Here is a 12,920-nt window from a genome sequence, read left to right as displayed (position 1 = left end):
TATGGAGGTATTTTTAGATAATATAATTTTCTCATTGCAAAAAAGTGGCGGAGTCTCTGTAGTTTGGGAGCAACATTTAAAAAGGATATTAGTTGATCAAGATTTTCAATGTAATGTTTTAGAATATGATAGTGCAAATTCAAATTTTTTTAGACAGCAAATTTCTATAAATAGTGATTTGATTGATTTAAAAACATCTAGATTACTATTTTTAAATCGTTATTTGAACATTAATTCAAAGGAAAAAGGGAGACACATATTCCACTCTTCATATTATAGAACGGAAAATAATAAAAATGCCATAAATGTTACGACAGTACATGATTTTACGTATGAACACTTTGTAAAAGGAATAAGTCAAAAGATTCATTCTTGGCAAAAAAATAATGCAATAAATAATTCAGAAGGAATTATTTGTGTTTCAAATAGCACTAAAAGAGATTTATTAAATTATCTACCCCATATAAAAGAGAATAAGATTAAAGTTATTTACAATGGTGTTGATAACAGTTTTCATTTATTAAAAGAGGATGTTTTTTTTGATAAGAAGCATAATTTTGAAGATTTTAGTTACGCCCTGTATATCGGAGATCGGCGAGCAAAATACAAGAATTTTTATATGGCGGTAGACGCTTGTGCATTGGCAAATATCCCTCTTTTAATTGTAGGAGGAGGGGAATTGTCAACGGAGGAATTATTCAATTTACAGAAGAAATTAGGAGATGGTAATTTTTTTGCTTTGTTGGGGGTAAAAGTTGACGATTTAAATTATTACTATAACAAAGCCTTTTGTCTGCTATATCCTTCTCTATATGAGGGTTTCGGAATACCAGTTGTTGAAGCTCAACGAACAGGTTGTCCCGTTATAGCTTCAGATTCTTCATCTATTCCAGAAATTATAGGAAATCAATATTTAGCGATAAAAGACCCTACACCACAAAAAATAGCTAAAAGAATACAAGAATTGGTCTTAAATAGCAATTTAAGAAAAGAAGCTATTGAACTTGGTCTTGAAAAGGCGTCTACTTTTAGTTGGGAAAATTCGTACAATCAAACATCAGAATTTTATAAAGAATTATATAAGTCATGAAAATTTCCATAATTACAGTTGTCTATAACAACGAAAAAACAATCAAGGATGCTTTAGAATCGGTACTTGGACAAACATATAAAAATATAGAATATATAATTATAGATGGAAAATCTAAAGATAATACAGTATCAATTATTAAAAAGTACGAAGACAAACTTGGTTATTTTGTTTCAGAAAAAGATAATGGTTTATATGATGCTATGAATAAAGGAATTCGATCGGCAACAGGGGATATAGTTGGAATATTAAATTCGGATGATTTATATCAGGATTTAAATGTTATTAAAGACGTTATGGAATATTTTAGTAGTGATTCGCATTTAGATATATTATACGGAAACCTTGTATATGTAAAAAGTGATGACACTAACAAAATAGTTAGAAACTGGAAATGTAAGCCTTATTATGATCGTTTTTTCGAAAATGGCAATGTACCACCTCATCCAGCACTGTTTGTAAAAAGAGCTGTATACGATAAAGTAGGATTATTTAATTTAGATTATAAATTAGCTGCCGATTATGACTTAATGCTTAGGATGTTAAAAAAATATGATTTTAAAATTAAATATGTTGATAGATTAATTGTAAAGATGAGGCTGGGAGGTGCAACAAATCAAAGTTTTACTAATATAGTTAATCAAAATAAAGAGATTGTTAGATCTTGGAAAAATAATTCATTAAAAGCTCCTTTTTATTTAATGCCAGTTAGAATATTTAAACGTCTTATCCAATTTATTTAAAATTAAAAATAATCTATTTCAATAGAGTTAAAAAAAATCAATGAAAATATTATTAACTGGTTCAAACGGTTTTCTTGGAAAATTAATTTCTTTAGAATTAGAAAAAGAAAATCAAATTTTTGGATTATCTAGAAATTCGGGAAACTACAAGGTTTTATTAGAAAAAAGTGTTCCAGTATTTATTGATCATTTTGATCTCGTAATCCATTGTGCAGGAAAAGCACACAGCATTCCTAAAACTGAAGTTCAAAAGAAAGATTTTTACGATGTTAATGTATTGGGAACTCAAAATTTACTAAAGGGATTAGATAAATCTAAGTTGCCTAAAAAGTTTATTTTTATAAGTTCTGTATCCGTATATGGAAAAGATACGGGAAGTTATATTCAGGAAAATCATCCTTTACAAGCTATAGACGCATATGGGAAAAGTAAATTTGAGGCTGAAAAAATTATAATAAACTGGTGTGAAGAAAATAATATTATTTGTACAATTTTACGTCTGCCGTTACTTGTAGGCAAAGAGCCTCCTGGAAACTTGGGAGCAATGATAAAAGCTATAATTAAAGGATACTATTTTAATATAGGTGGAGGAAAAGCAAAAAAAAGTATGGTTTTAGGTAAAGATGTAGCCTCTGTAATTATAAAGGTTGCTTCAATTGGTGGAATTTATAATCTTACAGATGGACATCATCCAAATTTTGATGAGTTAAGTTTGGCTATTTCCAAAAATAAAAACAAAAAAAAACCTATAAATTTGCCAATGAAAGTAGCTTTTATTATAGGTAAAGTTGGAGATCTACTAAGAGGGAAAGCACCAATTGATTCATTAAAAATAAAAAAAATGACTTCCGATCTAACTTTTGATGACACTAAAGCAAGAACTATATTGGATTGGAATCCTCAATCGGTGATTGATTATATAAATAAGAATAAAATATAAAACTATAAAAAATGAAAATTGCACTTATAACAGGTATTACAGGACAAGATGGTTCCTACTTGGCAGAATTATTATTAGAAAAGGGTTATATGGTTCATGGAGTTAAAAGGAGAGCCTCTTCATTTAATACGCAACGTATTGACCACATCTATCAGGATCAACACGAAACCAATGTGAATTTTAAGATGCATTATGGAGATTTAACAGATTCTACCAATATTATCCGAATTATTCAAGAAGTACAACCTGATGAAATCTATAATCTAGGAGCAATGAGTCATGTGAAAGTATCTTTTGACTCACCAGAATATGTTGCGAATGTAGATGGTATTGGTACACTAAGAATACTTGAAGCAGTGCGTATTTTAGGATTGGAAAAGAAAACCCGAATTTATCAAGCATCGACATCTGAATTGTACGGCGGCTTGGCAGAAAATAAAAATGAAAAAGGATTTTATGATGAGTATTCTCCTTTTTATCCACGTTCACCTTATGGAGTAGCAAAAATTTACGGTTTCTGGATTACTAAAAATTATCGTGAGGCTTATAATATGTTTGCTTGTAACGGAATCTTGTTTAATCACGAATCACCTCGCAGAGGAGAAACTTTTGTAACTCGTAAAATAACTATGGCTACGGCTGCAATTGCTTTAGGAGAGCAAGACTGTTTATATTTAGGAAATCTAGATGCCCAGCGTGATTGGGGACATGCCAAAGACTACGTAGAAGCTATGTGGCGTATTTTACAACAAGATGTTGCAGAAGATTATGTTATCGCTATGGGTGAAACTACTTACGTACGTGATTTTGTTAAGATGTCATTTGCCGAAGTAGGAATAGATGTTGAATTTAGAGGAGAAGGAGTACATGAAAAAGGATATGTTGCTTCTTGTAGCAATCCGGCTTATCAAATTGAAATCGGGAAACAAGTTATTTCTGTTGATCCACAATATTTTCGTCCTACAGAAGTGGACTTACTTATTGGAGATCCTACAAAATCGAAAACACAATTAGGATGGGTTCCTAAATATGATTTAGCAGGATTAGTGAAAGAAATGATGGCGTCTGATCTTCAATATGTTTTAAAAGAAAAAATGTTAAAAGAAGTAAGATCTGCTATTAAATATTAATTTGGAAAAATTTAGAATAACCTTATTCTTGAATTAGAATTTAACATTATGAATTTAAAAGATAAAATATACATAGCTGGACATCGCGGAATGGTGGGTTCCGCTATATTACGTCAACTCAAATCTGAAGGATATACCAATTTTGTTTTAAAAACTTCATCAGAGTTGGATCTAAGAAATCAGCAAGCTGTTACTGATTTCTTTGCAACAGAAAAGCCAGATTATGTATTTTTAGCTGCGGCAAAAGTAGGGGGGATTATTGCAAATAATACTTATAGAGGCGATTTTATTTATGAAAATTTGATGATACAGAACAATGTTATTCATCAGGCTTATGTAAATAATGTAAAAAAATTAATGTTTTTAGGATCTTCCTGCATTTATCCTAAGATGGCTCCCCAGCCGTTAAAAGAAGAATATATGCTTACAGGAGAACTTGAACCTACAAACGAACCGTATGCAATTGCAAAAATTGCAGGTATTAAAATGTGCGATGCCTATAGAGATCAGTTTGGGTGCAATTTTATTTCGGTTATGCCTACTAATTTGTATGGACCAAATGATAATTATGATTTAAAAAACTCACATGTATTGCCTGCTATGCTTAGGAAATTTATTACAGCTAAGCGTAATAATGATATCTCAGTTACTATATGGGGAACTGGGAGCCCTAAAAGAGAATTTTTATATGCTGATGATCTTGCTGAAGCGTGTGTATTTTTAATGGAAAATTATAATGAATCTGGATTAGTTAATATTGGAGTTGGTGAAGATATTTCAATTTTAGATCTGGCAATTTTAGTTAAAAAAGTCGTTGGTTTCGAAGGTGAAATTCTAACGGATACAACCAAACCAGATGGTACTCCACGTAAATTAATGGACGTCTCTAAGCTAAGCAGTTTCGGTTGGAAGGCTAAAACTAGCTTGGAAGAAGGTGTTCAGAAAGTTTACAACGAAATAAAAGATACTAATTGGGAGTAACCTCATAAATAATGCAATACACAATACTAGGAATAATTTTAATGATTTTGATGTTACTTTATTTTAAAGTGGCTGATCGTTATAATATTATTGACAAACCCAATTTAAGAAGTTCACATACAGAAATTACCTTAAGAGGCGGCGGAATCATTTTTTGGTTTGTTGCTCTAATTTATTTTTTGCAAAATATTCAGACGAATTATTTTTTCTTTACCGGGATTACCTTGGTAAGTTTAGTGAGTTTTTGGGATGATATTAGGAGTTTGTCTAACAAAGTTAGAATATCAATTCATTTTTTAGCGATTACCTTGATTTTTTATGATTTAGGAGTATTTACCCTGATGCCTTTTTATGGAGTTGCTATTGCATATATCCTGGCAATAGGATTGATAAATGCTTATAACTTTATGGATGGGATTAATGGTATTACAGGATTGTATACTTTGGTTGTTATGGGAGCATTATTGTACGTTAACAAAAATATTCAATTTTTTTTTGATGCTGTTTTTATAAAGTATGCCATGATTGCCAGTTTAGTTTTCTTGTTTTTTAACTATAGAAAAAAGGCAAAATGTTTTGCCGGGGATATTGGCAGTATCGCTATTGCTTTTTGGGTCATTTACTTGATTTTGAAATTGATATTAGTAACCAATTCTCTTGTATGGCTTTTGTTCTTAGCGATTTATGGTGTTGATGCCATTTGTACCATTATCCATCGATTGTACTTAAAACAAAATATTTTTGAAGCGCATCGTCTTCATTTGTATCAGGTTTTAAGTAATGAATATAAAATACAACACCGTTTGGTGTCTTTATATTACGCAATCGCTCAAAGTGCAGTTTCAGCTTTAGTGATCTTTTTATATCAAAAGATTAATGATATAATACTATTTGTAATTGTGATATCACCATTACTTTTATTATATACCATTAAGTTTTATTTGTTAAATAAAAGCGATTTAAAATTAAAGGCATGATTCCAAAAATAATTCAGGGAGGTAATTTCTCCGATCATCGCGGAACTATTTCGTATGTTAATGATTTTAAGTTCACGGATATCGAGAGATTCTACATCATTAGTAATTCTGAAGAAAATCCTATTCGTGCCTGGCAAGGACATAAATTAGACACCAAAAACTTTTATTGTTTAACCGGTTCTTTCAATATTCATTTTATAAAAATTGAAAACTGGGAAAATCCTTCGAAAGAATTAACAGTAGAAACTATTTTTGTTTCTGCTGATGATAATAAGATAGTGCATATTCCTGCGGGTTATGCGAATGCTATAGAATCTTTAGAAAAAGATTCAAAACTAATTTCTTTTTCAACGTTACCCCTTGTAAATGTTGGAGATGATGATGTTCGGTATCCTTCAGATTATTGGAAAATTAATGGATAATAAACGAATTTATTTATCCTTATCTGAACAAAGCGGTTTTGAACAAGAGTATATTCAAAAAGCTTTACAAACAAATTGGATCACTTCCGGAGGTCCAAATGTTGATGAATTTGAAAGTGTTTTAGAAAATTATCTAGATGAGAAGTCATTTGTATCAGCACTCAATTCAGGTACATCAGCTATTCATTTAGCATTGGTTTTGTTAGGAGTGAAGGAAGGAGATGAGATTATTTGTCAAAGTATGACTTTTTCAGCTTCGGCCAATCCAATTCTGTATCAGGGCGCCATCCCAATTTTTGTAGATAGCGAATTGGGCACTTGGAATATTTGTCCTGAGCAGTTAGAAATCGCAATTAAAGATAGAATTAAAAAAGGAAAAAAGCCCAAAGCGATTATAGCAGTGCATCTTTACGGAAATCCTTATAAAGTGGATGAAATTCATGCTATTGCCGATAAGTACTTTATTCAGGTTATCGAAGATAGTGCCGAAGCTTTAGGAAGTTCTTATAAAGGAAAAAAATGCGGGAGCTTTGGAGATTTTGGAATATTTTCATTCAATGGAAATAAAATAATTACCACCTCAAGTGGGGGGGCATTAATTATTAATTCAAAAGAATTAAAAAATAGAGCCATTTTTTATGCAACACAATCTAAAGACGAAGCGGTACACTACCAGCATAGCCAAATAGGCTATAATTACCGAATGAGTAATATTTGTGCAGGAGTTGGATTGGGGCAGATAAAAATTTTAGATAAAAATGTAGATTCCAGAAGAAAGATAAATAGTTTTTATAAGGAGATATTTAGGAATATTGAAGGAGTGGATGTTTTTGAGAGTATTGATGAAAATTATTTTTCAAACTATTGGTTAAGTACTATTCTGGTTGAACCTTATAAAAATAGAAATAAAGAAAGTTTGAGACTTGCACTTGAAAATGCAAATATAGAAAGTCGCCCACTTTGGAAACCGATGCATTTACAGCCAATTTTCGAAAAACACCCCTATTACGGTAATAAAATTGCCGAAAATTTATTTGAAAAAGGACTATGTTTACCTTCGGGATCAAATTTGTCAATAGAAGATAAAAAGAGAATTAGACAAGTTATAGTTAACTTCTTTAAAAAATAAATGAAAATTGATTTTAATATGAAAATTGAAGAGACGTTTATAAAAGATTTAGTAGTTGTAGAACCAACTGTTTTTGGAGATGAAAGAGGTTATTTTTTTGAATCTTATAGTAAAACTAAATTTGAAGATTTAGGTATTACTATTGATTTTGTTCAGGACAATCAATCTTTTTCTAAAAAAGGAACTTTAAGAGGTTTGCATTACCAAAATCCACCATTTGCACAAATAAAATTAGTTCGTGTTTTAGAAGGAGAAATTATCGATGTCGCTGTTGATTTAAGAAAAGATTCGCCTACCTACGGAAAAGCATTTAGTGTTCTATTATCAGCTGAAAATAAAAAGCAATTATTGGTTCCTCAGGGATTCGCTCATGGTTTTTCAGTTATTAGCGAAACAGCATCTGTAATGTATAAATGTGATCAGTTTTATAATAAAGCTTCTGAAGGCGGAATTAAATTTGACGATCCTTCTTTGAATATTGATTGGGGAATGAATTTAGAGGAAGCTATTGTTTCTGAAAAAGATCAAATACTTCCTTTTATTGAAAATTGTAATAGTTTATTTTAATGAAGAAGATTCTTGTAACCGGGGCAAATGGACAATTAGGTTCTGAATTAGCTATTTTATCTGCAAATTATTCTCAATATGAATGGATCTTTGCTGATAGAACTCAAATCACTTTAGACGATTTAGAACTTCTTGAAATTCAACTAAATCAAATTCAACCTGATGTAATTTTTAATTGTGGTGGCTATACAGCAGTTGATAAGGCTGAAACTGAAAAAGAACTGGCTTTTACCATAAATCATAGAGCGGTAGAATTAATTGCAAAATATACTCAAGAGAATAATGCGAAACTAATCCATATTTCTACAGATTATGTTTTTAATGGGACTTCTTCAATTGCCTTAAATGAAGATGAGAAAACTAATCCTATCAATGTTTATGGAGCTAGTAAAAGAGCCGGGGAAATTGCTTGTTTGAAAGAAAATCCAAATTCAATTATTATAAGAACTTCGTGGGTCTATAGTAAATTTGGAAATAATTTTGTAAAAACGATGCAACGATTAATGCAGGAAAGAGAGGCTGTTAACGTGGTAAACGATCAAATAGGGTCTCCAACGTATGCAGCTGATTTGGCTCAGGCCATGATTGATATTTTCGAATTTCCGGAATGGATTCCTGGGATTTACAATTATTCTAATGAGGGTGAAATAAGTTGGTATGAATTTGCGTTGAGCATAAAGGAATTTGGAGGATACAGTTGTAATGTTGGCGGGATATCATCGGCATCCTATCCAACTCCTGCAAAACGCCCTGAATTTTCATTATTAGATAAGAAAAAAATTAAAACTATTTATAATCTGGATATTCCAAATTATAAAGAAAGTTTGAAAAAAATGTTTATATAAAATAAGTAAAGATGATTTTAAGATGTGATTGCAGCATTTCAGTATTAAGAAATCTAAAATCTAAAGTCTAAAATAAAATTTTATGAAAGGAATTATTTTAGCCGGAGGTTCTGGTACACGTTTACATCCATTGACACTTGCGATGAGCAAACAAATGATGCCAGTATATGATAAACCAATGATTTATTATCCGTTGTCTACTTTAATGATGTCAGGGATCAGTGAAATTCTGATTATTTCTACTCGACATGATTTACCAAATTTCAAAAAACTGTTAGGAGATGGCTCTAGTTTAGGTTGTAAATTTAGTTATGCAGAACAGACAATTCCTAACGGTTTGGCTCAGGCTTTTGTAATTGGAGAAGAATTTATTGGTAAGGATGATGTAGCTTTGATATTGGGAGATAATATCTTTTTTGGATCTAATATGCAGGAACTTTTAAAATCAAATACAAAACCAAATGGAGGTGTCGTTTTTGCTTATCATGTTTCAGATCCGGAAAGATACGGAGTAGTTGAGTTTGATGAAAATTTTAAAGCTATTTCTATAGAAGAAAAACCTGAAGAACCAAAATCTAATTTTGCAGTTCCGGGATTATATTTCTACGATAACTCGGTTGTAGAGATTGCCAAAAATATAAGGCCAAGTGCTCGTGGCGAATATGAAATTACAGATGTTAATAAGGTTTATTTAGAAAGAGAAGCTTTAAAAGTAGGTATTTTAAGCAGAGGAACAGCCTGGTTGGATACCGGAACATTTAATAGTTTAATGCAAGCGGGACAATTTGTTCAGGTTCTTGAAGAAAGACAAGGATTAAAAGTTGGCTGTATTGAAGAAGTTGCCTGGAGACAAGGATTTATAAATGATGCTCAGCTCGAAGAATTAGCTTTACCTTTAGTTAAATCCGGATACGGATCTTATTTGATAGAATTTTTAAAACAAAAGAAAAAAGGTGTTAAAATCTAATTTGCATTAAGAAATAATTTTTTAAAACCTTTAATTTGTATTTTTGTAAGACAGACAAAGTTTACAAAATTAAACTATACCCAATTGGATACAGACAAACAAACCAAAATAGCCTCTTTATTGCATAATTTTCTCTCACCAAGAAATCTAAGAAGCAGTATTAATAATCTTAGCTATTTGCCTAGATGGATCATTATTGCTATAGATGTAATGGTGTTGATTTTTTCATTCACATTTACTTATATGTTGTTTGAAGGGACGGCATTGGGCTATATTATTACCTCACATCAGTTTTATTTTGTCTCGAGTTTAATTGTTATCAATGTATTTTTCTTTTGGCTGTTTAGAACGTATTCTGGGATTATCAGACACTCATCTTATATAGATGCTATCAAACTGCTATTTTCTCAAATGTCAGTTTTGGTTTTCTTTTTATTTTTCAATTTAGTTTTTGAATTGTATACCGGACATAAAGCTTTTTTAAATACAGCACTTTTCATAAATTTGGTTTTATCATTTTGTGGTTTATTTCTATACCGTGTTGTTGTAAAACAAACTTTCGAATTGTATTTTTCTGAAAAAACCAATTCTAAATTGATTAGAACGGTAATTTATGGAACTGATGCTAATGCTATTTCGGTAGCAAATGCCTTAAAATTTGAAACACCTTCAAGATTTAAAATTGTTGGTTTTGTAGATAAAAACAATCAGAATGCATCTAAACGAATGTTAGATTTACCAATTCTGATTTTAAGAAAAAAATTACCAGCTTTAATGCGTTCTGTAGCTGCAGAAGGTGTTATTATAGCGGATAAAAGTTTATCAAAAGAAGAACAATTGATTATTGTAGATCAATGCTTAGAATTCAATTATAGAGTATATACTGTACCATTGATTTCAGATTGGGAAAATCAAAAAGAAATTTCCCAAAAAGTAAAAAACATTCAGATTGAAGATTTACTCGAAAGAAAACCTATAGTTTTGGATAGTAAATCAATTTCAAAACAATTAAAGGATAAAACAATTCTTATTAGCGGTGCTGCCGGATCAATTGGAAGTGAAATAGTAAGGCAGGTTTTAGGATTTAATCCTAAGGTGGTTATTATTTTAGATCACGCTGAAACACCGCTTCATAATTTATGTTTAGAAACTCTTGCTTTAGGATCGCAGGCCAAAATTGTAGCAGTAATTGCAGACGTTAGAAGTAAAAAAGCTTTAGAAAAAGTTTTCAAAAATTATAGTCCACATGTTGTTTTTCATGCGGCAGCTTACAAACATGTTCCTTTGATGGAGGAAAACCCATCCCAAGCTATTCAGACGAATATTAAAGGAACTAAGAATCTGGCCGATTTATCTTGTAAATATCGTGTGAAGAAGTTTGTTATGGTATCTACTGATAAAGCAGTAAATCCTAGTAATGTTATGGGAGCCAGTAAACGAATAGCAGAGAAATATGTTCAATCTTTATTTTTGAAAAATCAAAGAGAAAATATTGATGGAGCAACGAAGTTTATTACAACTCGTTTTGGAAATGTTTTAGGCTCAAACGGATCTGTTGTACCTTTGTTTACAAAACAAATTGCTGAGGGAGGTCCAGTTACCATTACGCATCAGGATATTATTCGTTATTTTATGACGATTCCCGAGGCATGCCAATTGGTATTAGAAGCCGGTGCTATGGGTAACGGAGGTGAGATTTATATTTTTGATATGGGTAAACCCGTGAAAATAATCGATCTTGCTAAAAAAATGATTAAGCTGGCAGGATTTATTCCGGATAAAGAGATTAAGATTAAAATTGTTGGTTTAAGGCCTGGCGAAAAATTGTATGAAGAATTATTAAATGATACTTCTAAGACTTTACCAACATATCATAATAAAATCATGATTGCTCAGGAAATACAAGACGAGTATGAAAATTTACACATTGAAATCGACGAGCTTATAGGCATTGCAGATTTTTATGATAATGATGATATTGTAACTAAAATGAAAAAAATTGTTCCTGAATTTAAAAGTATGAATTCTGCTTTTGAAGTTTTAGATAAGTAGTTTCTTATGATAAGTTGAATTTTGGATTCAAATGATATTAAAAAGGTGTTTTTTTATAAAACGCCTTTTTGCTTTTATAATAATTTTATAAGCGAATAAAAATCTTGTTAATTAAATAAATCTTGCTTTTTAAGAACTATTTCGATTAATTAGTTTAAAATAAAAATGAACGACAACAATACCCCAAATGATTGGTTGTTTGAAATAACACCTAAAAATAAATTCTTCTCCCTAAACCTGAAAGAAGTTTGGCAATATAGAGATTTGCTATTGCTTTTTGTAAAACGTGATGTTATTACCGTTTATAAGCAAACGGTTCTTGGACCACTTTGGTACTTAATTCAGCCTTTATTTACTTCCGTAACATTTACTATAATATTCAATAACGTCGCTGGTATTGATACAGGTACTGTTCCTCCATTTTTATTTAATTTGGCCGGAATAACCGTTTGGAATTATTTTACAGCATGCTTAACGGGCACTTCAGATACGTTTAAAGCTAATGCTGCCATATTTGGGAAAGTATATTTTCCTCGTATTATTACTCCTCTATCGGTTGTGATTTCTAATTTAGTAAAATTCGGAATTCAATTTTTGATTTTTATCGGATTTTACATTTTCTATTATTTTCAAGGAGCAAATTTGGGATTAAATGGCCTGATTTTATTTTTTCCAATTTTGATTATTATAATGGGAATTTTAGGACTAGGATTAGGAATGCTTATTTCGGCAATGGTTACAAAATATCGTGATTTTAGTCACTTAATAGGTTTTGGAATACAGTTATTAATGTACCTGTCTGCAGTTATGTATCCTATGAGTTTAATTAAAGATAAATTACCAGGTTATGGTTGGCTAGTAGAGTATAATCCATTAGCATATATAATAGAAACAGCTCGTTACATGCTTTTAGATGTGGGAGAAATTTCAGTTTTGGGATTATCCTATACTCTTGTTGTTACTATCGCAGTATTTTTTATCGGACTTTTAGTTTTCAACAAAACCGAAAAGAGCTTTATAGATACTGTTTAAAATTGAACATTATAACTGTATATTTCACTTCATTTTAGATTTACA

Annotated in this window: 13 protein-coding genes; all 13 read left to right on the top strand. The window is 30.8% G+C overall.

Annotation, left to right across the window (positions count from 1 at the left end):
* The first annotated feature begins 1 nt into the window (after position 1).
* The 13 genes from LNP81_RS01890 to LNP81_RS01830 all read left to right on the top strand — a co-directional run bounded on the left by LNP81_RS01890 (position 2) and on the right by LNP81_RS01830 (position 12,875).
* A complete protein-coding gene (locus LNP81_RS01890; protein WP_230033044.1) occupies positions 2-1,090 on the top strand; it encodes a glycosyltransferase family 4 protein in 1,089 nt (362 codons plus the stop codon).
* The gene (locus LNP81_RS01885) at positions 1,087-1,833 is read left to right on the top strand and encodes a glycosyltransferase family 2 protein (RefSeq protein ID WP_230033042.1); all 747 of its coding nucleotides are present in this window, start codon (positions 1,087-1,089) and stop codon (positions 1,831-1,833) included. Before LNP81_RS01890 ends, LNP81_RS01885 begins: the two co-directional genes overlap by 4 nt.
* 40 nt (positions 1,834-1,873) lie before the next feature.
* Positions 1,874-2,773, top strand: coding sequence for an NAD-dependent epimerase/dehydratase family protein (locus LNP81_RS01880; RefSeq protein ID WP_230033040.1), 900 nt, complete (start codon positions 1,874-1,876; stop codon positions 2,771-2,773).
* Between the two features lie 11 nt (positions 2,774-2,784).
* On the top strand, positions 2,785-3,903 hold the full coding sequence (gmd, locus tag LNP81_RS01875) for a GDP-mannose 4,6-dehydratase (RefSeq protein WP_230033039.1): 1,119 nt from the start codon (positions 2,785-2,787) through the stop codon (positions 3,901-3,903).
* Between the two features lie 48 nt (positions 3,904-3,951).
* Positions 3,952-4,884: a GDP-L-fucose synthase family protein gene (locus LNP81_RS01870; protein ID WP_230033037.1), complete on the top strand. Its 933-nt coding sequence runs from the start codon at positions 3,952-3,954 to the stop codon at positions 4,882-4,884.
* A gap of 11 nt (positions 4,885-4,895) precedes the next feature.
* Positions 4,896-5,861, top strand: a complete 966-nt coding sequence (locus tag LNP81_RS01865) for an MraY family glycosyltransferase (RefSeq protein ID WP_230033035.1) — start codon at positions 4,896-4,898, stop codon at positions 5,859-5,861.
* Entirely contained in the window at positions 5,858-6,283 is a 426-nt protein-coding gene (locus tag LNP81_RS01860) for a cupin domain-containing protein (protein ID WP_230033033.1), read from the top strand. The genes LNP81_RS01865 and LNP81_RS01860 overlap by 4 nt, the downstream gene beginning before the upstream one ends.
* Entirely contained in the window at positions 6,276-7,412 is a 1,137-nt protein-coding gene (locus LNP81_RS01855) for a DegT/DnrJ/EryC1/StrS family aminotransferase (protein WP_230033032.1), read from the top strand. Before LNP81_RS01860 ends, LNP81_RS01855 begins: the two co-directional genes overlap by 8 nt.
* A gap of 18 nt (positions 7,413-7,430) precedes the next feature.
* Positions 7,431-7,979, top strand: coding sequence for a dTDP-4-dehydrorhamnose 3,5-epimerase (rfbC, locus tag LNP81_RS01850; RefSeq protein ID WP_230033030.1), 549 nt, complete (start codon positions 7,431-7,433; stop codon positions 7,977-7,979).
* Complete coding sequence (gene rfbD / locus LNP81_RS01845; RefSeq protein WP_230033028.1) at positions 7,979-8,824, top strand: dTDP-4-dehydrorhamnose reductase; 846 nt, start codon at positions 7,979-7,981, stop codon at positions 8,822-8,824. Before rfbC ends, rfbD begins: the two co-directional genes overlap by 1 nt.
* 82 nt (positions 8,825-8,906) lie before the next feature.
* Complete coding sequence (gene rfbA / locus LNP81_RS01840) at positions 8,907-9,791, top strand: glucose-1-phosphate thymidylyltransferase RfbA (protein WP_230033027.1); 885 nt, start codon at positions 8,907-8,909, stop codon at positions 9,789-9,791.
* 84 nt (positions 9,792-9,875) lie between these two features.
* Complete coding sequence (locus LNP81_RS01835; RefSeq protein ID WP_230033026.1) at positions 9,876-11,843, top strand: polysaccharide biosynthesis protein; 1,968 nt, start codon at positions 9,876-9,878, stop codon at positions 11,841-11,843.
* Between the two features lie 165 nt (positions 11,844-12,008).
* Positions 12,009-12,875, top strand: coding sequence for an ABC transporter permease (locus tag LNP81_RS01830; RefSeq protein WP_230033025.1), 867 nt, complete (start codon positions 12,009-12,011; stop codon positions 12,873-12,875).
* Positions 12,876-12,920 lie beyond the last annotated feature (45 nt).

This window comes from Flavobacterium piscisymbiosum, from assembly GCF_020905295.1.
GTDB lineage: Bacteria > Bacteroidota > Bacteroidia > Flavobacteriales > Flavobacteriaceae > Flavobacterium > Flavobacterium piscisymbiosum.
The sequence above is the reverse complement of the archived record's forward strand: the minus strand, read 5'-3'. Positions and strand labels throughout refer to the sequence as shown.